Genomic DNA, 22,759 nt, shown 5'->3' with positions numbered 1-22,759 from the left:
TATATTTTGGAATGTAGCGTTAGTGAACGTCTTTCCAGTAAGCTTTTTTCAGTGCCAGTGCGATCACAAAGAATATCGCAAGATAGAGCAAGACCCACTTACCCAGCGCTAAACGCTGTAATTTAGATGGTTCACTGATATAAGCAAGAAAGTTGACTAGATCTCGGCTCATCATATCGTATTGACGAGGAGTCAGCGCACCTTCTTGTTCAACACTTAAATGACCATCCTCGTCTATAGCCTGATATCCCTGTTGTTCCCAAAGGACATGTGGCATACCAACATCTTTGAAAGCCAGGTTATTAGTGCCCATTGGCCGACTCTCATCCAGATAGAATGTACGCAGGTAGGTATATAACCAGTCCGTACCTCTTGCTCGAGCAATAACCGATAAATCCGGCGGCACAACACCAAACCAGCGTTTGGCATCCTCAGCTCGCATTGCTATTTGCATGGTGTCACCAATTTTATCGGTGGCAAACATCAAGTTTTCAGTGACTTGATCATCGGTAAGCCCCAGATCTTTTGCCATACGGTTATATCGCATCAACGATGCACCATGACAGCTCAGGCAGTAATTAACGAACGTGTGAGCGCCACGTTGCAAAGAGGCTTTATCGGTCAAATCAATATCGACAGTATCCAGTTTTGATGACGGCCCCGCTGCAATGGAGAGCGTCGAGAACACACTGAATATCGAAACAAGAGCAGCAAAAATCAGATTTCTCATTTGGTCGTCACCCTTTCTGGCACAGGTTTATCTTTATCAAATTTCGTGTAAATCGGCATCAGGAGAAAGAAAGCAAAATACAGAACGGTAAAGATCTGAGCCATCAAAGTATAAAGAAACGTTGCAGGCTGAGTACCTAAGTAACCTAATGCTAAAAAGCTAATAACAAACACTACCAGAGCGATACGGAAATAAGGCCCTCTATAGCGAATAGAGCGGGTTCTGCTGCGGTCCAGCCAGGGCAGCAGGAACAACACAACAATCGCCAGACCCATGGCAATAACACCGAACAACTTATCTGGCACCGCACGTAAAATGGCATAGAACGGCGTAAAGTACCAAAGCGGGACAATATGTTCCGGTGTTTTTAATGGATCGGCAGGAATAAAGTTATCTTTTTCCAGGAACCAGCCGCCAAATTCCGGCATATAAAACAACACCAATGAAAAGATAAACAGGAAGACAACAACACCGACCAAATCCTTCACAGTGTAATAAGGGTGGAATGGGATGCCATCAACTGGCTTACCGTTTGCATCTTTGTTTTTCTTGATTTCCACGCCATCCGGGTTGTTGGAACCAACTTCATGAAGAGCCAGAATATGCGCTGCTACCAAGCCAAGCAATACGATTGGCAAGGCAATAACATGCATCGCAAAAAACCGGTTTAAGGTGGCATCAGCGACCACATAATCGCCACGAATCCACAGAGCCAGATCTTCACCAATAACCGGTAATGCGCCAAATAAGGAGATAATTACCTGAGCGCCCCAGTAAGACATTTGACCCCAGGGCAACAAATAACCCATAAAGGCTTCAGCCATCAGCACAACATATAACAGCATGCCGAAAATCCAAATCAACTCTCGCGGTTGTTTATAGGATCCGTACATCAGGCCACGGAACATATGCAAATAGATAACAACAAAAAAGGCGGAAGCCCCAGTAGAATGCAGGTAACGAATCAACCAGCCCCATTCAACGTCACGCATAATGTATTCAACCGAGGCAAAAGCCAGTTCCGCATCCGGTTTGTAATTCATGGTTAAAAAGATACCGGTAACAATCTGCAGAACCAGAATCAATAAGGCGAGTGAGCCAAAGTAATACCAAAAGTTAAAGTTTTTCGGTGCGTAATACTCCGAAAGATGTTCCTTCCACATTTTTGTTGCCGGGAAGCGGGCGTCAATCCAATCCATCATAGACATCATGCAGCTCCTTGGGCATCTTCACCAACAATAACAACATTGTCACCTTGGAAATGGTAAGGGGGGACGACAAGGTTGCTTGGTGCAGGAACACCTTGGAAAACCCGTCCGGCTAAGTCAAATCGTGAACCATGGCAGGGGCAAAAGAATCCACCTTTCCAATTTGCGCCAAGATCTTCAGGAGCTATTTCAGGTCGGTAGGTTGGGGAACAGCCTAAGTGAGTACAGATGCCGACCATTACCATGACTTCTTTACGAATAGAACGTGTTTCGTTCTGCGCATATTCAGGTTGTTGGGTCTGTTCGCTTTGTGGATCACGCAGATCATCATTTAAGGTTGTAAGCGCATTCAAAATTTCTTCTGAACGGCGGAAAATCCATACCGGTTTTCCACGCCACTCAACCGTTAGTAATTGGCCGGGTTCCAGCTGGCTGATATCAATTTGTACTGGAGCACCAGCCGCTTCAGCTTTGGCACTTGGTGCAATGGATGATACAAAAGGAATGGCTACAGCCACTGCGCCAGCACCGCCTACTACACTAGCTGCGGCTGTTAAAAACCGTCTTTTGCCAGTATCTATAGTGTCACTCATCAGATGAATATCCCCTGATATGTTATTTAATGTGAATCCAGCAGAGCATCAATGCCTTGGGATTGCTGAGATAAAACCATTAAATTTTAGCATAGCAAGGAATTTTTTGGATCAAAAAAGCCCGCATTTTCATGCGGGCTTTAGAAAAGCCGGAAAAGGCAGAGTAAGTGTTACTCTCCAGCAGCTTTTTGTGTTTTTTTCACAAGCCGTTTCAGTGCACCTTTTGGTTTTGAATCAACGATAGCTTGTAAGTTGGTTGGCTCACCAACAATAATAGAGCCACCCATGCCAGCACCCCAGTGAGGATCACATTTGTACATGTAAACACCTTCAACTGTTAATGGCTGGGTTTGAAAATTTTCGCCCATTTGGGACATAAAACCTTCAGCACCTTCAGGGATATATTGGTGTTCGCCGTCTGAATCGGTGAATGTAGTATTGACCAGATGACCATTCATTTTGTCCCAAGATACAGTATCACCCGGTTGAACTTTGATAACCATTGGGTCAAATGAAGTTAGTGATGCTGATACAACATGATTTTCAGCCATTGCAGCCGCAGAAAACAAAGATGCAGCACCTAATGCAGCCGCGATCAGTGATTTACTATATTTCATGAATATTTCCTCTCTTTATTGAGTTATTTGCCTCAGTGCGGAGCCAGTCTCCCATAATGAAGCTGAACACACACTGAACACATTTAGTTACGTGTTTTAGCACGCTATTTTCTTGGCAGGACAAGCACAAAAACGCCAGACTATACTGACTGTTTGTGGGATATGTCCATGGAAAAATGAAAATTTGTGTCATTTAACACAATGTTCTCTCCCTGATTTGAACGCATCCAACTGCCTGAAATCAATAGAGATGATGATTTAATAAAATTCAGGATGGAAACTTGGTGGGTGATGATTTTAAATTACTACCTAATTATCTTGTGGAGTGGGGAACGGTCAGTTTTTGCTGGTTACACCCAATTACTAAGGTTGGTTGTGAATTATCGCAGTCAGTTATTTGCAAGGGATAGCTTCGCTGTTTAATTGATAGTAGCCAGCGCTTTTGGATTCAAAGAGTTTTCGGTAGCTGATGCAGGTATCTGACTTTTTAGGCAAAGATTACGTGTGATCCCTACTTTCCAACAAAAGATTATGGATAGCAAAGCACTGCCGGGCATATGAAAATCCAGGAATGTCCGTTTAGTAGGTTGCCATATTTAGTTACGTTAAAATGCCAAAGACTGAATTCGCAAATTTTCGGTATAATCAACCCCTTTTAAGCTTGAAACAAATATTTCTTGCCGCATTTATAAGCAGCGTTGTTTGTTGATTCATTTTTAGGGAGTAACCTCATGCCGTTTTATGAATATCGCTGTGATGCCTGTAATCATAACTTTGAAGCGTTGCAAAAGATCAGTGATGATGCGTTGGTGGAGTGTCCAGCATGTCATCAACCCAACTTGAAAAAGCTGATTTCAGCGGCGGGTTTTCGTCTTAAAGGCCAGGGCTGGTATGAAACAGATTTTAAATCGGGTTCAAAACGGAATCTTGCCGACAGCGGAACCTCAGACAGTTCATCTGCCGCAGCTCATACCTGTGGAACAGGATGCAGTCATTAAAAATTTAAATGCGTAAATATTTAATAGCAGGCCTGCTGGTCTGGATGCCGCTTGGGGTCACTTTTTTAGTGGTCCGGGCGATAGTTGGTTTTTTAGATAAAAGTCTGTTGCTGTTGCCGGACGCATTTCAGCCCGATAGGCTGCTCGGCTTTCATATTCCCGGTTTGGGAGTATTACTGGCAGTGGCGCTGGTTTTAATCACCGGCATGATAATGGCCAACTTATTGGGGCGTCGATTAGTGGCGTTCTGGGAATCATTACTGGCAAGAATCCCGCTGGTCAGAACGCTTTATTCAGCGGTTAAGCAAATCATGGAAGCGGTGCTGGCAACAGATGCCAAATCGTTTCGAAAAGTATTATTGGTGGAATATCCACGCAAAGGTGTCTGGAGCTTAGCGTTTATGACATCGGATGATCTGGGTGAGGTGCAGGATAAAACCATTGCCAATGTCATCAGCGTGTTTATTCCGACCACACCAAATCCTACCTCGGGGTTTGTGTTGATGGTGCCGGAGTCTGATGTTATTGAATTGGATATGGCGGTAGAAGAGGGGTTGAAAATGATTATTTCGATGGGCGTGGTGGTGCCAAACTCACTAGCCTATCAAAAGAAACGTCAGGATCAGCAGCTCACTGAATAGAAAATTTCGGACACTTTTTATCTATATAAATGGTGTAGTGTTAAACAGTATTTTTGGATGTTGGAATAATTATGCGTAGCCATTACTGCGGCGATGTAAACGAATCTTTGATTGAACAAACGGTAAAAGTTGCAGGCTGGATGCATCGTCGCCGGGATCATGGTGGGGTTATCTTTATTGATTTGCGTGATCGTGAAGGTCTGGTGCAAATCGTTTGTAATCCGGAAGATGCCGAAAGTTTTGCCGTGGCTGAAAAAGTACGCAGTGAATATGTGTTACAAATTGAAGGTGTGGTTAACCCCCGTCCTGCGGGCAGCGAAAATACCGATTTAAAAAGCGGCAAAATCGAAATTATCGCCAAGCGCGTGACTATTTTGAACAGTTCTGAAACTCCGCCATTCCCATTGACGGAACAGGCTGAAGTTAATGAAGATATCCGGCTGCGTCATCGTTATATCGATTTACGTCGCCCGGAAATGCTGCAAAAGCTGCGCTTTCGTTCACAGATTATCCGCCAATTACGCCAGTATCTCGATAATCACGGCTTTATGGATATTGAAACACCTATCCTGACCAAAGCTACCCCGGAAGGCGCGCGCGACTATCTGGTCCCAAGTCGTACTCATCCAGGAGATTTCTTTGCATTGCCACAGTCGCCACAGTTATTTAAACAACTGCTGATGGTGGCTGGTATGGATCGCTATTACCAGGTTGTTCGTTGCTTCCGCGATGAAGATTTGCGTGCTGATCGTCAGCCGGAATTCACGCAATTGGATATTGAAACCTCTTTTGTTGAAGAAGAGGATTTAATGCAATTGATGGAAGAAATGATCCGCGACCTGTTTGCCAATGTATTAGAGCAACCGTTACCGAATCCTTTCCCAAGAATGACCTATGCGGATGCTATGGACCGTTATGGCAGTGATAAACCGGATCTGCGAATTCCATTGGAACTCGTTGATGTAAGTGATTTGATGCAGGGAGTTGATTTTAAAGTCTTCTCTGCACCAGCCAATGATGAAAATGGACGTGTGGCTGCTTTACGCGTTCCGGGTGGTAACTCATTAAGCCGTAAAGAAATTGATGATTACACCAAATTTGTCAGCATTTACGGTGCAAAAGGTCTGGCTTACATTAAAGTGAATGATCTTGCTGCTGGCCGGGAAGGTTTGCAATCACCTATTCTGAAATTCCTACCCGATGATGTGGTTGATGCGATTTTGCAAAGAACGGCAGCTGAAACCGGTGACCTTGTTTTCTTTGGTGCCGATAAAGCTTCTGTTGTGAATGAATCTTTGGGTGCTTTACGTGTCAAAATTGGCCATGATTTAGATATGGTTGAACATGGTTGGCGCCCGTTATGGGTGGTTGAATTCCCGATGTTTGAATGGGATGACAAAACGCAACGTTGGTATGCCTTACATCATCCCTTCACTGCGCCACGTGAGTCAGATATTGATTTATTAAGCAACGATCCGGGCAAGTGCTTGTCCCGTGCGTATGACATGGTATTAAACGGTACTGAATTGGGCGGCGGTTCGATTCGTATTCATAAAACAGATGTGCAGCAGAAAGTATTTGAAATGCTGGGTATTCCTGCTGAAGAAGCGGAAGAGAAATTTGGCTTCCTGTTACAGGCATTGAAATATGGCTGTCCACCACATGGTGGTTTGGCATTTGGTTTGGACCGCCTGGCGATGTTAATGACGGGCTCAGCATCGATCCGTGATGTAATGGCATTCCCGAAAACACAGTCAGCGGCTTGCCTGTTAACCAATGCACCAAGCCCGGTCAGTGATGAACAGCTTAAAGAATTGAATATTCGTCTGCGTAAAGTGCCAACAGCAGAAGTCTGAGCAAAAAAGCAATAGCGGATTTAAGAGGAAAGCGAAGTGGCTACAAAACTAGCAACAACGGCAATCCCGTTTGAACAATACTTCTCAATTGATGATGAGGCATGCGATCAACGTATAGCTGCCGCTAAACAGAAATTGGGCGATGATTTGGTTATTCTGGGGCATCACTACCAGCGTAATGAAGTTTTCAAACATGCGGATTTTTCAGGTGATTCGCTAAAACTGTCACGCAATGCTGCCGAATCAGACGCTCAGTACATCGTGTTTTGCGGCGTGCATTTTATGGCGGAAGTAGCGGACATTCTTTCCCGTCCTGATCAAATCGCGATTTTGCCCGATCTGGCAGCTGGTTGTTCTATGGCAGATATGGCGAATCGAGTAAATGTTGATCGCGCTTGGCAGGAAATGAGTGAAGTACTTGATCCAGATGAAATGATCACACCGATCACTTACATCAATTCTGCTGCAGATCTGAAATCCTTCTGTGGCAAACATGGTGGCATTGTCTGTACGTCAACCAATGCCCCCCATGTTTTGGATTGGGCATTTGCTCAGCGCGAAAAAGTCCTGTTTTTCCCCGATCAACACCTTGGTCGTAATACCGGTTATAAAATGGGTATTCCACTCGAAGAAATGGTCGTTTGGGATTTTGATAAGCCTCTTGGTGGTTTGACCCCGGAAGCATTGAAAAAAGCTAAAATCATTTTATGGAAAGGTTTCTGTTCAGTTCACCAGATGTTTCAACCACAACAAATTGATAACTTTCTGGAAAAATATCCGGAAACCAAAGTCATCTCTCATCCGGAGTGCAGTTTTGAAGTCTGTCAGAAGTCAGATTATGTCGGTTCCACTGAATATATAGTGAACACGATCGCCAACAGTGAACCTAACACGCGCTGGTTGGTGGGTACCGAATTGAATCTGGTGAACCGTTTACATGAACGTTTCCAGGACCAGGGTAAATCGGTGCATTTTATGTCGCCCACTGTCTGTATGTGTTCAACCATGTTCCGTGTTGATCCGCAGCATTTGTTATGGGTATTGGAAAACTTGGTGGAAGGTCATGTGGTGAATCAGGTGTCAGTGGATCCGGTGACTGCCAAAGAAGCCAAACTGGCGCTGGACCGGATGCTCGCTTTACCAATTTAATTCAGGAGTAGCGCGTTATGTCAGAGAGCAAACAAGCCTGTACACAGCGACGCTATGAAGTGAGCAAAAAAGATTTACCCATCAGCTGTCCCATGCCGGATATGCCGGCATGGAATGCCCATCCACGGGTATATCTTGAAATCAAAAGTCATGGTGAAGTGCTATGTCCATACTGCGGCACGCTATTCGTATTGAAAAATTGATTGATGAAAAAACGTCTACAAGTCGCTGTTGCGATTATTCTTAATAATGATGAACAGGTTTTAATTGCACGCCGTCATGCGCATCAGCATCAAGGTGATCTGTGGGAATTTCCTGGCGGTAAGCGTGAAGCCAATGAAACCCGGTTAGAGGCTGTGCAACGGGAGATTTACGAAGAGGTCGGTTTACAGGTTGAGCAGGCTGAACCCTTAATGCAGATAGTTCATGACTATCCAGAGTTGCAGGTTGAGCTTGATGTCTGGTTAGTGACCGAGTTTTCCGGTGATGCAACGGGCAAGGAAGGACAGCCATTAGTGTGGTGTCCCTTAGCTGAATTATCGGGCAGGGAATTTCCCGCTGCAAATATGCAGATTATTGAGCGGTTAACTAATTTCTACCTTGTTTAGCAGCTAGTGCTCGTTTACAGGCTGGCAGGTAGTAAATACTGAGCAACAGCAATCGTTAATGAAATGAGTTGGGATCGTCTTCAGGATCAATAACCGGCTCTCCAGGTATGCGGTGATTTCCCGCTGCCCATTCACCCAAGTCAATTAATTTACAGCGCTCACAGCAGAACGGCTTCCATTTGTTGTCATCAATCCATTCAACTTTACGTCCACATTGGGGACAATTTACTTTCAATACCATAATTACATCGTGCAACAGCTAAGCTGAAAATCCGCATCATCATTAATTTGTTGGGGACGTTGATTAATATCAAACGTCATAAACCGCACCGTGAAACGGTGTTTGCCACCACTTATTTCTGGGTAATAAGGCGTGCTTGACGGAATACGAACCCGAATTAATTGGGTTGGCAGATTACTGTCCAGGCTGCGTTGATAAAATCCCTTCTCTGCTTGAGCACCACTGAAACCGGCACTGCCACGAATCAGTTGCAGCGAAATATTAATCGCTCCGCGTACTGCTACAAACTGTTCCAGCCAGTAATTTAATTGTTGCTGGCGTTGCTCAACAGAGGAATGTTGTAACCAGTAATGGTAGGCAGGTAAATCAAAATCACAGGTGCCGCCGGCAATGCTGGATCGCTGACGGATGCTGTAAAGAAATTCATTTTCTTTTAAAACCTGACCAATTGACGTTTTACGAATCTGCAAGGCATCGAGTGTCTGATCCAACTCTGCAAGTAATGCATCCAATGTGTCTTTATCAACACCGGGCGAGTTTTCCAACGCTGACAAATTGGTAATCAGCCGTTCAACTTCCTTGGTCACTTCGGACTTCATATCGCCACGCTCAAATACCTGCAACATACTCAACATGGCATCAATGGCTTCACGATGACTCATTTCATCATCATGCTGAATGGCATAATCCACGCGCGCCAACAGAAATTCCAATCTCAGGAATGTTCTTATGCGTTCATTCAGTGGTTGTTCGTATGTGATAACGTCGGACATAGTGTGTTTTTATCATTTACATAAGGTCAGCTTGATGACCAGGATTAATTTTGCGTCGTCTCTGCCAGCTGACAATATAACGCATGCAGTTGAGTAACCTGAAATTTCAATTTTTCAATTCCATCACTATTGTCGATGATATCGTGAGCACATTGCAATCGCTGTTCGCGGTTTGATTGAGCCGCAAGATGTTGAGCAGCTTCTTCAATGGTTAGATTGTCTCGGATTTGCAGACGGGTGAGTTGAGTTTGGTAATCCACATCAACGACCAAAATACGATCCACGCACGACTGCATCCTGGCTTCAACTAATAACGGTACACTCAGAATACAGTAACGGCCTTTGGCATTTTCTGCCTGATGTAACAGTTGTTGGCGAATTGCTGGATGCAGGATCCGTTCAAGCGTTTTTTTGGCTGCAGCATCCGAGAACAGCATCTTACGTAATGCTGGTCGGTTTAACTGACCATCTGCAAGTACGTAATGATTGCCAAACTGCTCAACAATTTCCTGGTATTGGGTTGTACCAGGCTGGCTCAGTTCGCGGGCAATAATATCGGCATCAATAACGGTAACGCCCAGATCTGCAAATAATGTTGAGACAGTTGATTTGCCTGATGCAATGCCGCCGGTTAGGCCAACCCGAAACACCATCTCAGCTTAATCCGCTCCAATTCAGATATGCGGTACTCAGAGTGTCGCCCCATATCAGCGCCAGCCAGCCGGCTGCTGCCAGATAAGGACCAAATGGAATGGGAATATCCCGATGCTGTTGTTTTAACAAAATCAGGCTGATACCAACCACTGCACCGACTAAAGAGGATAATAAAATAATCATTGGCAATGCCTGCCAACCCATCCAGGCTCCCAAGGCTGCCAGCAGCTTAAAATCACCATAGCCCATGCCTTCCTTACCTGTGACCAAACGAAAGGCGTGATACACCAGCCAGAGCGCCAGATAACCGGCAATAGCACCAATAACGGCAGAGCTAATATCGGTATAGGTAGCAAACAGGTTAAAGCTGAGGCCTAACCACAATAAGGGTAAAGTAATGCTGTCTGGCAACAGTTGATGATCAACATCGATAAAGGTCAAAGCGAGCAGAGCCCAACTCAACAGTAATCCACCTACTACGGCAATGCTGAAACCAAAGTGCCATGCCACCACCGCCGAGATCACTGCAGTGAATAATTCGATCAGCGGATAGCGTTTGGATATTGGCGCTTTGCATTCCTTGCAACGACCTTTCAGAGCGAGATAACTGATTACCGGAATATTTTCCAATGCAGTAATCGCATGACCGCAATGCGGACAGCGAGAACGCGGTTTGCTTAACGTAAGTTCATCTGTCTCAGGTTCAGATGTTCCAATCAATTCATGGCACTGTTGGGCCCACTCACGCTGCATCATCAGCGGCAGTCGGTGAATGACTACATTGAGAAAGCTACCGACCAGTAATCCCAGAATGAAAATACTGGCAATAAAAAAAATGCTGGAGGTTTCCAGCAGATAAATTAGCGACATAGGATTAAACGACAGCGCCGAGTTTGAAAATCGGCAAGTACATGGCAATAACCAGTGTACCGATCAATACACCCAGGAAGGCCATGATAAACGGCTCCATCAACGCGGTCATATTATCAACAGCATCATCGACTTCACGTTCGAAAAAATCTGCGACTTTCGCCAGCATCGCATCCAAAGAACCCGATTCTTCACCGATGGAAACCATCTGAATCACCATATTAGGAAACAGCTCGGTATCGGTCATGGCTTTATTTAATTGGGTACCGGTTGAGACATCATCACGCATTTCCAAAGTGGCTTCGTTATAGACGATATTACCCGTGGCACCTGCTACCGAGGTCATCGCTTCCACCATTGGCACACCGGCTTTGAACATAACTGAAAATGTGCGAGCAAAACGTGCAATTGCACCTTTTGTTAATACATCACCAATAACCGGCAGTTTTAATAACATACGATCCATAAAATGCTGAACCTTGCGAGAGCGGCGTTGTGCTGCCATAAAGCCCATCACCGAGCCAATAATGCTGCCGAAAATTAACCACCAGTAATCCTGAAATACCTGGGAAATGCTGATGACCATTTTAGTAAGGCCAGGCAGGTCCGCACCAAACCCGGTAAATAAAGCCTGGAACTGTGGGATAACAAAGATCATCAAAATCGCCGTCACAATAAACGCTACTACCATGATGGCAGTTGGATAAACCAGCGCTTTTTTAATCTTCGATTTCAGTGCTTCAGTCTTTTCCTGATATGTCGCGATCTCGTGCAATAAGGCTTCCAGCGTACCGGACTGTTCACCGGCGTTGATAAGACTGATATACAGATCATCAAAATATAATGGGAATTTCGCTAATGACTCCGCCAGACTAGTGCCTGATTCAACATCGGCTTTAATTGCCAGAATCATTTCCTGCATACTGGCATTTTCATGGCCTTCGCCAATAATTTGCAGTGATTGCATCATCGGCACACCCGAAGACATCATGGTGGCCAGCATTCTGCTGAAGATGGCTATGTGAGCCGGTTTGATTTTGGGTTTGCGTGGAGCAAATAAATCCTTGGGTTTACGACGTACTTTGTCCGGCATAATACCTTGACGGCGTAAATCTGCCCGAACGGCCTGAATACTTTCACCGGCCTGTTCACCTTTAACCTTGCGGCCGGCTTTATTTGTTCCTTGCCAGATAAACAGGGTCGGTAATTCGGCTTTTTTAGGTTTAAGTTTAGCTTTAGCTGCTGTGGCCACGGTTTATTCCTTAATGACGCGGTTAATCTCTTCCAAGCTGGTTAATCCGGCCATGACTTTTTTCAAACCGGAAGCTCGTAAATCTGCAATACCCTCAGCTTTTGCCTGATCCGCCAGTTGCATGGAGTTACCGCCTTCCATAATCATTCTTCCCATTGCATCCGAGACTGGCATTACCTGATAGATACCAACACGACCTTTATACCCCTCGGTGCATTGATCGCAACCTACAGCACGGTAAACTTTGAAATCTGTCGCAATTTGCTCCGGTGTGTAACCTTCTTCGATCAGCGTTTCTTTTGGTAACGGTTCCACGGTTTTACAATGCTGACACAGGCGACGCGCCAGACGCTGGGCAATAATCAAGGTTACAGCGGAAGCGATATTAAACGCCGGCACACCCATATTGGCGAGGCGGGTCAATGTTTGTGGAGCGTCATTGGTATGTAGCGTTGAAAACACCATATGACCAGTCTGCGCAGCTTTAATGGCAATTTCAGCGGTTTCCAGATCGCGGATCTCACCCACCATGATTACGTCAGGATCCTGACGTAAGAAGGCTCTTAAACATTCAGTAAACCCCAGCCCGATCTGCGGATGTACATTGACCTGATTGATACCCGGCAGATTTATCTCTGCAGGGTCTTCTGCTGTAGAGATATTTCGATCGTCAGTGTTGAGAATATTTAAAGCGGTATACAAGGAAACGGTTTTACCACTACCTGTTGGACCGGTGACTAGCACCATGCCATAGGGTTTATGCATGGTCTCAAGAAAGATTTTTTTCTGATCTTCCTCATAACCCAATGCATCAATACCTAATTGGGCGCTAGTAGGGTCCAGAATACGCAGTACGATTTTTTCGCCGAACAGGGTCGGGCAGGTGCTGACACGAAAATCGATGGCTTTGGATTTGGAAATTTTCAATCGCATCCGGCCATCCTGGGGGACCCGACGTTCAGCAATATTCATTCTAGACAGGACTTTCAGCCGCGCAGCAATACGTCCGCCAAGCACTACGGGTGCCGTTTTGGTTTCATGGAGGATGCCATCAATACGCACCCGAACACGATATTTTTTCTCGTAGGGTTCAAAGTGAATATCCGAGGCACCGGCTTTGATCGCCTGAGTCAGAATACCGTTGATAAATCTGACGACCGGAGTGTCATCAATATTTTTTTCAGTGAGTTCAGCTCCACGATCAGCATCATCATCCGGCCCCAGATCAATATCATCTAGCTCAGCATCATCAAAATCATCCAGAACCTGGTTTTTGTTATCCAGTGCTTTTTCGATGGTGACGGATAATTTCTGTTCATCGACCAGAACAGGGTAAGTATTCAGAGCAGTGTTGAACTGGAATTCATCCAGGGCCTGAAGATTGGTAGGATCGGACACGGCCACATAAAGACGTTTACCACGTTGAAACAACGGTAGGGCATTATGCTGACGGATGAGTTTTTCCTGGAACAGGCTGGTAGGCGCAAGTTCCATATTCATACTGTCCAGGTCAAATAAAGGAACGCCAAATTCCTGAGAGGCAATGGCACCGATAACATCACTATCAAGCAGTTTGTTATTGACCAGATAGGTCACAAAAGATTGTGAAGCCTGTTTAGCCGTAACCTGAGCAGTCTGTGCCTGCTCCTCACTCAGCAACCCTTCACTTACAAGTCGTCTTGCAAGACCGCTTAGTCTGATTGGTGCTGTCATATTTGCCATTACAGGACGCTATTCCTTAATATAAAGCTAATTTTAAATGCACTTATAATATGTAAGTTAAATAATAAATTCTAGTTTCCAATGTGGGTCAGTTGCCAGTATTCCTGTGTATACTGCCTGCCTTTACAGCATCGGGGAAGACATCATGCGAAAAATTTCTGGCTGGAAAACTCTGGCGATCATCCTGTGTACCATAGGAATACTGACCTCATGCGGCCTAAAGGGTGATTTATATCTGCCTGAAGGAAACGCTAATACTGTGAAGGTTGCCTAAAAAATGCAGGATTATTTCACTCAAAAACATGGAGAGTTGCATGCCGAGCAGCAATCTTTAATTGATTTGGCGGCGCAATTTGGCACTCCTACTTATGTGTATTCCAGAGCTGCACTCGAACAGCATTGGAAAGCCTTTGATGATGCATTCAGTGCTTATCCGCATTTGGTCTGTTATGCGGTCAAAGCTAACTCTAATCTGGCGGTGCTGAATGTGTTGGCCAGACTGGGATCAGGTTTTGATATTGTGTCTGCCGGTGAATTGGCTCGCGTCATCGCCGCAGGTGGTCAAGCGGAGAAAACAGTGTTTTCCGGTGTTGGTAAAACCGCTGAAGAAATTGGTTATGCTTTGAAAACCGGTATTCGCTGTTTTAATGTGGAATCGATCCCTGAGTTGCAACGTATCAGTGATGTGGCCGTCAGTCTTAAAAAAACGGCTCCGATTTCCATTCGTGTCAATCCGGATGTCGATGCGCAAACCCATCCATATATTTCCACTGGCCTGAAAGAAAACAAATTTGGCATTGCCATTGATGATGCGCTGGCGGTGTATAAGCAGGCAGCTTCTTTGCCAAATCTGCAAGTGATTGGTGTGGATTGCCATATTGGCTCCCAACTGACCTCTGTTTCACCCTTCGTTGATGCTCTGGAACGAGTGTTAGCGTTGATTGATGCGTTGGCAGAGCAGGGTATTCATATAAAACATCTCGATATCGGCGGCGGACTGGGGATTTGTTATCGTGATGAAAAACCGCCAACTCCAGCTGAATATGCCAAAGCAATGCAGGCTTTATTAAAAGATCGTGATCTGGAAATCATGCTGGAACCCGGTCGGGCAATTGCAGGTAATGCCGGTGTGTTGCTGACGAAAGTGGAATATATCAAAGCCACAGAAGCCAAAAACTTCGCTATTGTCGATGCGGCAATGAATGATTTATTACGCCCGGCATTGTATCAATCCTGGATGGCGATTGAAGCCGTCAAACCCCGTCAGGATGAAGCTGAACAGGAATTTGATATTGTCGGTCCGGTCTGTGAAACCGGTGACTTTTTAGGCAAGGATCGCAGTCTGGCGATTCAAAGCGGAGATTTACTGGCGATTCGCTCTGCTGGGGCGTATGGTTTTACCATGAGTTCCAATTATAACTCGCGTCCGCGGGCCGCTGAAATTATGGTCGATGGAACAAATATGCATGTGGCGCGTCAACGCGAGTCGGTTGAAAGCCTTTATGCAGGTGAGCAGGTATTGCAGGATTAATCCTATGTTGAAATTCAGCAAAATGCATGGCCTTGGTAATGATTTTGTGGTGATTGATGCCATCAATCAGTCTGTGCAGCTGACCACTGAGCAAATTCGTTTTATGGCGGACCGACATATCGGTATCGGCTGTGATCAGTTATTGCTGGTAGAAAACAGTGACCTTAACGATGTCGATTTTCGTTATCGGATTTTTAACGCCGATGGCGGCGAAGTATCTCAATGCGGTAATGGCGCACGTTGTTTTGCCAGATATGTACGTGACAATGGCCTTACCACCAAGGATTCAATTGCAGTTGAAACGGCTTCCGGCGTGATTTATCCCACCTTGCAGGCCGATGGTCAGGTCTGTGTTGATATGGGAAAACCTCGCTTCTCGCCAGAACAAGTCCCATTTAACGTGGCTGAGCAGAGTAATACCTATATGCTGGCGGTGGAACCAGGACATCAGGTGGAAATTGCTGCATTATCAATGGGCAATCCCCATGCGGTTTTATTGGTTGATGATGTGACCACCGCGCCTGTCAGCGAGTTGGGACCTAAAATTGAAAACCATCAGCAGTTTCCGGAACGGGTCAATGTCGGGTTTATGCAGCTGATAGATCACGAGCATATTAAATTGCGGGTGTATGAACGTGGCTCTGCTGAGACAACGGCTTGTGGTACCGGAGCCTGTGCGGCAGTGGTCAGTGGGATTCGTCGCGGAATACTTGGACGTCAGGTCAGTGTTTTACTGCCGGGCGGCACATTAGAAATCAGCTGGCCGGATGAAAATTCTTCCGTATGGATGACCGGACCAGCACAACATGTATTTGATGGAGAAATTGCGTGGGCAACACTCAACAATCTGTAAGCGCTGAGCAGGTCAGTGAATTTTTACGTCAGCACACAGATTTTTTAATCGATCAGCCGGATTTATTGTCCGAGCTGGAATTCGAAAACACACCTGAAGGCACTATTTCGCTGGCACAGCGCCAACGTCAGCAATTACGCCAGAAAAATCAGCATCTGCATGAACAGTTGCATGCATTAATCGATAATGCGCATAGCAATGCTGAATTACAGCAGCGAGTCCATCAACTCTGTCTGCGACTGATGGACTGTCAGGACATGCACAGCCTGCTGGCAACGTTGATGCAACAATTACAGCAAGAATTCTCGGCTGACGAAGTGTCGTTAAGACTGTTTTACAGTGGCGATCAAAAACCAAAATTACCGCCAGTCGAAGGTAACATCGTCGAACTGCATGCTGATGACAGCCAACTGAAAGCATTTGATCATATTCTGGGCAAGCAGCTACCGGTTTGTGGCCGACTGACCAAAGCGCAGAAACAATTACTGTTCGGTGACAAAGCCGATGAAGTGCATTCGGTGGCCTGTTTACCTTTAGGACACGAGCCCTGTGCCGGTTTACTGGCGATTGCCAGCAGTGATGCCAACCGCTTTCATGCCGATATGGGCACTGAATATCTGAGCTTTCTCGGTGAAGTGTTTATGCGTCTGCTGCGCCGTTTCTGCCACGGCCAGAATGACAGCTGAGCTGCAAACACCGCTGCAGGATTTTCTGCAGTATCTGGAGCAACAGCGCCGGGTTTCGCCGCATACCGTACTCAATTATCAGCGTGATTGTCAGCAATTAATTGAATATTGCCAACAACAATCCTTTACCGATTGGCAACTTCTTAAACCGGCAGATATTCGTCTGTTTATTGCCCGCCTGCATCGAAAAGGTTTAGGTGCCCGCAGTATTCACCGTTTACTTTCAGCCGTTCGCAGTTTTTATCGCTATCTGCTCAAAGAAGGCCTGGTCGATCATAATCCGGCGCAATCGGTGCAGGCACCCAAAGCCGAAAAACGTTTACCAAAAACCCTCGATGTAGACCAAATGAATTCATTGCTTGATAGTACACCGGCTGACACTTTTGTCGCCTGTCGGGATCGGGCAATTATGGAATTATTCTATTCCTCTGGCCTGCGTCTGGCAGAGCTGGCAGCATTGGATTTACGTGATGTCGATTTTGGCCAGCAACTAGTACATGTCATCGCCGGTAAAGGTAATAAAGGAAGGATTCTGCCAATTGGTCGTACAGCGATTGATGCATTGAAAGTCTGGCTCGATAAACGGGATCAGAACGGTCTGTATCAACAACCAGCATTGTTTACCACGCAACAAGGCAAGCGCCTTGGTGTACGTTCCATCCAGCAACGCCTGGCTTTCTGGGGTAAAAAACACGGTATCTCCGAACACGTTCATCCGCATCGGCTACGGCATGCGTTTGCCTCACATATGCTTGAATCCAGCAGTGACTTGAGAGCCGTGCAGGAGTTGTTGGGACACTCGGATATCAGCACAACGCAAGTCTATACCCATCTGGATTTTCAGCACTTGGCGAAGGTTTATGATGCCGCGCATCCTCGGGCTAAGAAGCGTTCTTGAGATTAACCACAGAGGCACAGAGGGCACGGAGAGTTAAAAGCGATTTATCCGCAGATTACGCAGATGGACGAAGATTTCTTAGAGAGAAATATAAAAGAAAAGATATGCGAACACAAAGCTCAGAGGCCGCCCCTAAATCCCCTTTTGTGCTGACGAGTAGCGCAGGTTTATCTGGATAAGGATTGGTCAGTGTCTGAGCGCAGCGAGTTTTGGCCAATCCCCAGATAAATCGTGCAACGCAGTGGAGCCGCAGGCCAGCACAAGGGGTGCCCTTGGGTTGTTAGGGGCTTGGGCACGCAAGCCCCTGACTCGCGAGAGCGAAAGATCAGCTTAAATAGGCAAAATGAACTTAAAGCATAATTTCGCCTGAGGGCGAGTTCATTTTCTTTGCTTGCCCAAAGAAAACGAACCAAAAGAAAATGCACCCCTTGTGTTGGCCTGCGGCTCCCCGAAAAAAATGGCCATCGCAGGGAAATCGAAAAAACTCGCTTCGCTCAAACATTCCGATTTCTAATCCTGCGATAACCATTTTTTCCGGCAACACAAAAGGGGATTCAAGGGAAGCCTCTGGGATCTATGCCCTTTTCTAAATCCTTTCTTAACTTCTATCTAACAATCTGCGCCCATCTGCGTAATCTGCGGATAAATTGCTTTTATAGCCTCAGTGTCCTCTGTGTCTCTGTGGTTAATAATCCAGCTAATGCGCCTGTTCCCAATTATCCCCAACTCCAATCCCCACTTCTAATGGCACTTCGAGATCAGCTGCTTGAATCATAAACTGCTCAATTTCGGTTTTAGCCAAATCAAGCTGATCGTCTGGCACTTCAAAAACCAATTCATCGTGTACCTGCATAATCATGCGAATACCGGTATCGGCTTCGAGCAGCCAGTCATGAATTGAAATCATCGCGCGTTTGATAATATCTGCCGCGCTGCCCTGCATTGGCGCGTTAATCGCGGTGCGTTCGGCATATTGGCGACGCAGGCCGTTACTGGAGTTGATTTCCGGTAGATATAAACGTCGGCCGAAAATGGTTTCGACGTAACCATCCTTTTTGGCCTGCTCGCGGGTATTGTCCATGTATTTTCTGACGCCGGGATAGCGTTCGAAATAGGTTTCCATGTATTTGGCGGCCTGATGACGTTCGATACCAAGTTGTTTGGAAAGTCCGTGGGCTGACATGCCGTAAATCAAACCGAAGTTGATGGCTTTGGCACTGCGTCGTTGATCGCCAGTGACGTTTTCCGGTTCCACACCAAAGATTTCAGAAGCGGTATGGCGATGAATATCTTCACCTTCGGCAAACGCGGTCAACAGGCTTTTATCACCGGATAAATGCGCCATGATGCGTAATTCAATTTGCGAATAATCCGCCGCCAGTATTTTGGAACCTTTACCGGCGACAAAGGCTTCACGGATTTTGCGACCCGTTTCAGTACGGATTGGAATATTCTGCAGGTTCGGATCCGATGACGATAACCGCCCGGTGGCAGTCACCGCCTGATGATAGGAGGTGTGCACACGTCCAGTCTGTTGATTCACCTGTTGTGGCAGTTTGTCGGTGTAGGTGGATTTCAGCTTACTTAAACTGCGATATTGCATAATGATTTGCGGCAGCTCATAGCCATCATCAGCTAATTCCTGCAGCACATTTTCAGCGGTCGAGGGTTGGCCTTTGGGTGTTTTTTTACGTACCGGCAACTGTTGCTGGTCGTAAAGAATTTCCTGTAGCTGCTTTGGTGAACCCAGATTAAATTTGGTACCGGCAGAGGCATGGGCTTCTTTTTCCAGCCGATCAATATCTAACGCCAGTTGATCGCTTTGCTGCTGCAACATAAAGATATCAATATGCACGCCATTACGTTCCAGCGTATTCAGCACCGGCAGCAACGGCATTTCCAGTTCACGATAAACTATTTCCAATGATGGAATCGCCTGAACTTTTGGCCACAAAATATTGTGTAGCTGCAAGGTGATATCGGCATCTTCGCAGGCATAAGGTGAAGCTTCTTCCAAACCGATTTCATTGAAGGTCAGTTGTTTTTTGCCTTTACCGGCAATATCTTCAAAATGGATAGTGCTGCGATTCAGATATTTTTCGGCCAGCGAATCCATATCATGGCGGGTTGCGGTGCTGTCGAGCACATAGGATTGCAGCATTGTGTCATGGGCGATGCCCTGCAAATCAATGCCATGATTCAGCAGAATATGCCGATCATACTTGAGGTTTTGACCGACTTTCAGGGCCTTGGGATCTTCCAGTAATGGTTTCATCAGAGCCAGCGTGGCATCAAAATCCAGCTGATCCGGCGCGCCCGGATAATCATGGGCCAGCGGCAGATAAGCGGCTTCTCCAACTTTGATGGCAAATGACATACCGACAATCCGTGCCTGCAGATAATTGAGGCTTGTAGTCTCGGTATCAAAGGCAAACAGTTCAGCTTTTTTGAGTTTTTCCAGCCAGCTATCCAGCTGCTGCTGAGTCAAGATGGTTTCGTAATGGGTTTCAATCGTTGATGCTTCTACACTATCGGAAATCTGACTGGCGTTAACTATATTTGAGCGTGGATCGTGTCCGGTTTTGAGTTCATTAATCCAGCTGCGGAATTCCAGCTTTTCAAAAAGCTCCAACAGAGTGGCATTATCCTGAGGTTTATTCTGAATATCTTCGACATGAATCGGCAGTTCAACATCACATTTAATGGTCGCTAGCTGATAACTTAATTCAGCCATTTGTTTATGCTCAGCCAATTTCTCAGGCATCTTTTTGGCACCACGAAAATCCAACGTACTTACCGAATCAAGATTGTTGTATATGGCTTCTATACCACCAAGGTTTTGTAGTAATGCTAATGCTGTTTTTTCGCCAACTCCGGGAACGCCAGGAATGTTGTCAACTTTATCGCCCATCAATGCTAATAAGTCGATGATGAGCTCTGGTGGTAAACCAAATTTTTCTTTGACGCCTTCAATATCAAGTTTGGTCTCTGTCATAGTGTTCACCAAGGTGACATTAGAATTGACCAATTGCGCCATATCTTTGTCACCAGTGCTAACCACCACATGCAAACCTTTTGCTGTAGCTTCTTGCGCGAGCGTTCCGATAACGTCATCTGCTTCAACGCCCTCGATTGAAAACAAAGGTAATCCCATCGCATGAATAACGTCATGGATCGGTTGTACTTGTAAACGTAAATCATCCGGCATTGGTGGGCGTTGTGCCTTGTACTCGGCAAATAGTTCATCCCTGAAGGTTTTGCCTTTAGCATCAAATATCACAGCAATGTGACTTTCTGGATAGTCTTTCGCTAACCGACGTAACATAGAAGTCACGCCTCGTACGGCGCCAGTGGGCTCACCCGCTGAATTCCGCATGTCTACTTTGTACATCGCATGATAAGCGCGATACAGGTAGGAAGAGCCATCAACAAGTATAAGTGGTGCAGTTTGAGTCATAGTTCACAAGGCCTGAAATTAGTGGCAAACAGATTGCTTTTATCATCGTAGCGGAAATGCTATCTTTATCGGAAATTAGTGGAGCCAAGTCATGTTAAAACCGTTCGCCATTGTATGCGCAATCAGCGCAATGTTCACAGGAAGTGCCTGGGCTGGGGCTGCGGGCCCTGATTTATCTGAACCACCTGTTGTGCCGCCTACATTACAGGATGGCGAAAGCATTGAACCTGAAATCACCATTATCCAGGAAGAAGATCGTACCATTGAAGAATACCGCGCCAACGGTCAGCTTTACATGATCAAAATCACCCCGGATATCGGACCATCCTACTACCTGATGGATACTGATGGCGATGGTTCACTTGAAACCCAAAAACATAACCTTGCCAATCCGGAAGTGCCGAACTGGATTTTGTTGGAATGGTAACAAAAACTCCCGTTAACTGAGATTTTCATGTCTGTTTATACCGAAGTCGGGCGCGATGAATTAATGGCGTTCCTCGGCGATTATGCCGTTGGTAATCTGATTGATTATCAGGGCATTTCTGCTGGAATCGAAAATACCAATTATTTTGTGACCACCGATCAGGGCGAGTTTGTGCTTACTCTGTTCGAACAGCACGAATTCGCTGAATTGGATTACTTCCTGGAAGTCATGACGTTTTTCTTCAAGCATGGCATTCCCTCTGCGCATCCTGCCGAAGATAAACAGGGAAATTACCTCAAGTCTTTATGCGGTCGTCCAGCAGCGCTTGTTATGCGCCTGGCGGGACATACAGTTGATGAACTTGCCACACTAAGTCAATGTGAAGCCATCGGCGATATGCTGGCGCAAATGCATCTTGTCGGACAGAAGTTTAAACATCGCCGGGCAACACAACGCGGTGCTGACTGGCGTGAATCGATGGCTGAAACACTATTGCCACATATGTCTGCAGAACAGGCAGAAATGCTTCAAGCAGAACTGAATTTTCAACAACATTACAGCGATCTGGAATTACCGTGGGGTGTCACCCATTCGGATTTATTCCGCGATAACGCCTTGTTTGTCGACAATGAACTGCAGGGTATTATTGATTTTTACTATGCCTGCGATGAATTCCTTATTTATGACCTGGCCGTAGTGGTCAATGACTGGTGTGTCAATGAACAAGGGTTGATTGATAACGAACGCTATCAGCGTTTGATGAACGCTTATCTACAACGTCGGCAACTCAATGAAGCCGAAAAGTCCAATTGGAATCTGGTTTGTCGTGCGGCAGCATTACGTTTCTGGTTGTCACGCCTGCAGGATCAGCTTTTCCCTCGTGAAGGTGAAATGACACAGATTAAAAATCCCGATGCATTTCTGAAAATTTTGCAGCAGCATCGCCATAATCCATTGTCTTTAAATACTTTGCAAAACGCTTGATGTTAATCCAT

Annotated in this window: 24 protein-coding genes; 13 read left to right on the top strand and 11 right to left on the bottom strand. The window is 45.8% G+C overall.

Going from position 1 to position 22,759, the window contains the following annotated elements; all coding sequences use genetic code 11:
* Positions 1-19: 19 nt before the first annotated feature.
* The 4 genes from B4F66_RS04455 to B4F66_RS04440 form a co-directional block, all read right to left on the bottom strand.
* On the bottom strand, positions 20-730 hold the full coding sequence (locus B4F66_RS04455; protein ID WP_292356063.1) for a cytochrome c1: 711 nt from the start codon (positions 728-730) through the stop codon (positions 20-22).
* Positions 727-1,941, bottom strand: a complete 1,215-nt coding sequence (locus B4F66_RS04450) for a cytochrome b (protein ID WP_292356065.1) — start codon at positions 1,939-1,941, stop codon at positions 727-729. The genes B4F66_RS04455 and B4F66_RS04450 overlap by 4 nt, the downstream gene beginning before the upstream one ends.
* Complete coding sequence (gene petA / locus B4F66_RS04445) at positions 1,938-2,531, bottom strand: ubiquinol-cytochrome c reductase iron-sulfur subunit (protein WP_292356067.1); 594 nt, start codon at positions 2,529-2,531, stop codon at positions 1,938-1,940. Before petA ends, B4F66_RS04450 begins: the two co-directional genes overlap by 4 nt.
* 170 nt (positions 2,532-2,701) lie before the next feature.
* Positions 2,702-3,148, bottom strand: a complete 447-nt coding sequence (locus tag B4F66_RS04440; RefSeq protein WP_292356069.1) for a plastocyanin/azurin family copper-binding protein — start codon at positions 3,146-3,148, stop codon at positions 2,702-2,704.
* Positions 3,149-3,879: 731 nt separating this feature from the next.
* On the opposite strand from B4F66_RS04440, the gene B4F66_RS04435 reads away from it, so the two are divergent.
* From B4F66_RS04435 to mutT, 6 genes are all read left to right on the top strand, one after another.
* The gene (locus tag B4F66_RS04435; RefSeq protein WP_292356071.1) at positions 3,880-4,146 is read left to right on the top strand and encodes an FmdB family zinc ribbon protein; all 267 of its coding nucleotides are present in this window, start codon (positions 3,880-3,882) and stop codon (positions 4,144-4,146) included.
* Positions 4,147-4,154: 8 nt separating this feature from the next.
* Positions 4,155-4,787: a DUF502 domain-containing protein gene (locus B4F66_RS04430; RefSeq protein WP_292356073.1), complete on the top strand. Its 633-nt coding sequence runs from the start codon at positions 4,155-4,157 to the stop codon at positions 4,785-4,787.
* Positions 4,788-4,858: 71 nt separating this feature from the next.
* Complete coding sequence (gene aspS / locus B4F66_RS04425; protein WP_292356075.1) at positions 4,859-6,643, top strand: aspartate--tRNA ligase; 1,785 nt, start codon at positions 4,859-4,861, stop codon at positions 6,641-6,643.
* 36 nt (positions 6,644-6,679) lie between these two features.
* Positions 6,680-7,792, top strand: coding sequence for a quinolinate synthase NadA (gene nadA / locus B4F66_RS04420; protein WP_292356077.1), 1,113 nt, complete (start codon positions 6,680-6,682; stop codon positions 7,790-7,792).
* Positions 7,793-7,809: 17 nt separating this feature from the next.
* Complete coding sequence (locus B4F66_RS04415; RefSeq protein ID WP_292356078.1) at positions 7,810-7,995, top strand: zinc-finger domain-containing protein; 186 nt, start codon at positions 7,810-7,812, stop codon at positions 7,993-7,995.
* Positions 7,996-7,998: 3 nt separating this feature from the next.
* Positions 7,999-8,400: an 8-oxo-dGTP diphosphatase MutT gene (mutT, locus tag B4F66_RS04410; RefSeq protein WP_292356080.1), complete on the top strand. Its 402-nt coding sequence runs from the start codon at positions 7,999-8,001 to the stop codon at positions 8,398-8,400.
* 55 nt (positions 8,401-8,455) lie between these two features.
* On the opposite strand, the gene yacG is transcribed toward mutT, so the two are convergent.
* Genes yacG through pilB form a run of 6 tightly spaced genes read right to left on the bottom strand, consistent with a single transcriptional unit; the run spans position 8,456 to position 13,912 of the window.
* Positions 8,456-8,641 (bottom strand): DNA gyrase inhibitor YacG, encoded by a 186-nt coding sequence (yacG, locus tag B4F66_RS04405; RefSeq protein WP_292356324.1) that lies wholly within the window; start codon positions 8,639-8,641, stop codon positions 8,456-8,458.
* A gap of 2 nt (positions 8,642-8,643) precedes the next feature.
* Complete coding sequence (gene zapD, locus B4F66_RS04400) at positions 8,644-9,414, bottom strand: cell division protein ZapD (RefSeq protein ID WP_292356082.1); 771 nt, start codon at positions 9,412-9,414, stop codon at positions 8,644-8,646.
* Between the two features lie 44 nt (positions 9,415-9,458).
* Positions 9,459-10,067, bottom strand: a complete 609-nt coding sequence (gene coaE, locus B4F66_RS04395; RefSeq protein ID WP_292356084.1) for a dephospho-CoA kinase — start codon at positions 10,065-10,067, stop codon at positions 9,459-9,461.
* A gap of 1 nt (position 10,068) precedes the next feature.
* Complete coding sequence (locus B4F66_RS04390) at positions 10,069-10,938, bottom strand: prepilin peptidase (protein ID WP_292356086.1); 870 nt, start codon at positions 10,936-10,938, stop codon at positions 10,069-10,071.
* 4 nt (positions 10,939-10,942) lie between these two features.
* Positions 10,943-12,190, bottom strand: coding sequence for a type II secretion system F family protein (locus B4F66_RS04385; protein ID WP_292356088.1), 1,248 nt, complete (start codon positions 12,188-12,190; stop codon positions 10,943-10,945).
* 3 nt (positions 12,191-12,193) lie between these two features.
* Positions 12,194-13,912 carry a type IV-A pilus assembly ATPase PilB gene (gene pilB, locus B4F66_RS04380; RefSeq protein ID WP_292356090.1) on the bottom strand — a complete coding sequence of 573 codons (1,719 nt, stop codon included), beginning with the start codon at positions 13,910-13,912 and terminating at the stop codon, positions 12,194-12,196.
* Positions 13,913-14,057: 145 nt separating this feature from the next.
* Between pilB and lptM the strand changes: the two genes are divergently transcribed.
* From lptM to xerC, 5 genes are read left to right on the top strand one after another with little or no spacing between them, the layout of a single operon-like run.
* Positions 14,058-14,186 carry an LPS translocon maturation chaperone LptM gene (lptM, locus tag B4F66_RS14365; RefSeq protein WP_292356092.1) on the top strand — a complete coding sequence of 43 codons (129 nt, stop codon included), beginning with the start codon at positions 14,058-14,060 and terminating at the stop codon, positions 14,184-14,186.
* Positions 14,187-14,189: 3 nt separating this feature from the next.
* The gene (gene lysA, locus B4F66_RS04375) at positions 14,190-15,443 is read left to right on the top strand and encodes a diaminopimelate decarboxylase (RefSeq protein WP_292356093.1); all 1,254 of its coding nucleotides are present in this window, start codon (positions 14,190-14,192) and stop codon (positions 15,441-15,443) included.
* A 4-nt stretch (positions 15,444-15,447) separates the two neighbouring features.
* Positions 15,448-16,296: a diaminopimelate epimerase gene (dapF, locus tag B4F66_RS04370; RefSeq protein ID WP_339640413.1), complete on the top strand. Its 849-nt coding sequence runs from the start codon at positions 15,448-15,450 to the stop codon at positions 16,294-16,296.
* The gene (locus tag B4F66_RS04365) at positions 16,272-16,982 is read left to right on the top strand and encodes a DUF484 family protein (protein ID WP_292356094.1); all 711 of its coding nucleotides are present in this window, start codon (positions 16,272-16,274) and stop codon (positions 16,980-16,982) included. The genes dapF and B4F66_RS04365 overlap by 25 nt, the downstream gene beginning before the upstream one ends.
* The gene (gene xerC, locus B4F66_RS04360) at positions 16,972-17,880 is read left to right on the top strand and encodes a tyrosine recombinase XerC (protein ID WP_292356095.1); all 909 of its coding nucleotides are present in this window, start codon (positions 16,972-16,974) and stop codon (positions 17,878-17,880) included. The genes B4F66_RS04365 and xerC overlap by 11 nt, the downstream gene beginning before the upstream one ends.
* Positions 17,881-18,577: 697 nt before the next feature.
* Here xerC and polA read toward each other — a convergent pair.
* Positions 18,578-21,337: a DNA polymerase I gene (polA, locus tag B4F66_RS04355; RefSeq protein WP_292356096.1), complete on the bottom strand. Its 2,760-nt coding sequence runs from the start codon at positions 21,335-21,337 to the stop codon at positions 18,578-18,580.
* 91 nt (positions 21,338-21,428) lie between these two features.
* On the opposite strand from polA, the gene B4F66_RS04350 reads away from it, so the two are divergent.
* Positions 21,429-21,764: a DUF2782 domain-containing protein gene (locus B4F66_RS04350; protein ID WP_292356097.1), complete on the top strand. Its 336-nt coding sequence runs from the start codon at positions 21,429-21,431 to the stop codon at positions 21,762-21,764.
* 27 nt (positions 21,765-21,791) lie between these two features.
* Complete coding sequence (locus tag B4F66_RS04345) at positions 21,792-22,748, top strand: homoserine kinase (protein ID WP_292356098.1); 957 nt, start codon at positions 21,792-21,794, stop codon at positions 22,746-22,748.
* The last annotated feature ends 11 nt before the right edge of the window (positions 22,749-22,759 follow it).

This window comes from Methylophaga sp. UBA3603 (assembly GCF_002375335.1).
Taxonomy (GTDB): Bacteria; Pseudomonadota; Gammaproteobacteria; order Nitrosococcales; family Methylophagaceae; genus Methylophaga.
This window is presented reverse-complemented; position numbering and strand designations above follow the sequence as displayed.

What these genes read in the sequence shown, in the direction of transcription:
- B4F66_RS04455 (WP_292356063.1), bottom strand. Translation starts at nt 730, where the DNA reads ATGAGAAATCTGATTTTTGCTGCTCTTGTTTCGATATTCAGTGTGTTC.
- B4F66_RS04450 (WP_292356065.1), bottom strand. Translation starts at nt 1,941, where the DNA reads ATGATGTCTATGATGGATTGGATTGACGCCCGCTTCCCGGCAACAAAA.
- petA (WP_292356067.1), bottom strand. Translation starts at nt 2,531, where the DNA reads ATGAGTGACACTATAGATACTGGCAAAAGACGGTTTTTAACAGCCGCA.
- B4F66_RS04440 (WP_292356069.1), bottom strand. Translation starts at nt 3,148, where the DNA reads ATGAAATATAGTAAATCACTGATCGCGGCTGCATTAGGTGCTGCATCT.
- B4F66_RS04435 (WP_292356071.1), top strand. Translation starts at nt 3,880, where the DNA reads ATGCCGTTTTATGAATATCGCTGTGATGCCTGTAATCATAACTTTGAA.
- B4F66_RS04430 (WP_292356073.1), top strand. Translation starts at nt 4,155, where the DNA reads ATGCGTAAATATTTAATAGCAGGCCTGCTGGTCTGGATGCCGCTTGGG.
- aspS (WP_292356075.1), top strand. Translation starts at nt 4,859, where the DNA reads ATGCGTAGCCATTACTGCGGCGATGTAAACGAATCTTTGATTGAACAA.
- B4F66_RS04415 (WP_292356078.1), top strand. Translation starts at nt 7,810, where the DNA reads ATGTCAGAGAGCAAACAAGCCTGTACACAGCGACGCTATGAAGTGAGC.
- mutT (WP_292356080.1), top strand. Translation starts at nt 7,999, where the DNA reads ATGAAAAAACGTCTACAAGTCGCTGTTGCGATTATTCTTAATAATGAT.
- yacG (WP_292356324.1), bottom strand. Translation starts at nt 8,641, where the DNA reads ATGGTATTGAAAGTAAATTGTCCCCAATGTGGACGTAAAGTTGAATGG.
- zapD (WP_292356082.1), bottom strand. Translation starts at nt 9,414, where the DNA reads ATGTCCGACGTTATCACATACGAACAACCACTGAATGAACGCATAAGA.
- coaE (WP_292356084.1), bottom strand. Translation starts at nt 10,067, where the DNA reads ATGGTGTTTCGGGTTGGCCTAACCGGCGGCATTGCATCAGGCAAATCA.
- B4F66_RS04390 (WP_292356086.1), bottom strand. Translation starts at nt 10,938, where the DNA reads ATGTCGCTAATTTATCTGCTGGAAACCTCCAGCATTTTTTTTATTGCC.
- pilB (WP_292356090.1), bottom strand. Translation starts at nt 13,912, where the DNA reads ATGGCAAATATGACAGCACCAATCAGACTAAGCGGTCTTGCAAGACGA.
- lptM (WP_292356092.1), top strand. Translation starts at nt 14,058, where the DNA reads ATGCGAAAAATTTCTGGCTGGAAAACTCTGGCGATCATCCTGTGTACC.
- lysA (WP_292356093.1), top strand. Translation starts at nt 14,190, where the DNA reads ATGCAGGATTATTTCACTCAAAAACATGGAGAGTTGCATGCCGAGCAG.
- dapF (WP_339640413.1), top strand. Translation starts at nt 15,448, where the DNA reads ATGTTGAAATTCAGCAAAATGCATGGCCTTGGTAATGATTTTGTGGTG.
- xerC (WP_292356095.1), top strand. Translation starts at nt 16,972, where the DNA reads ATGACAGCTGAGCTGCAAACACCGCTGCAGGATTTTCTGCAGTATCTG.
- polA (WP_292356096.1), bottom strand. Translation starts at nt 21,337, where the DNA reads ATGACTCAAACTGCACCACTTATACTTGTTGATGGCTCTTCCTACCTG.
- B4F66_RS04350 (WP_292356097.1), top strand. Translation starts at nt 21,429, where the DNA reads ATGTTAAAACCGTTCGCCATTGTATGCGCAATCAGCGCAATGTTCACA.
- B4F66_RS04345 (WP_292356098.1), top strand. Translation starts at nt 21,792, where the DNA reads ATGTCTGTTTATACCGAAGTCGGGCGCGATGAATTAATGGCGTTCCTC.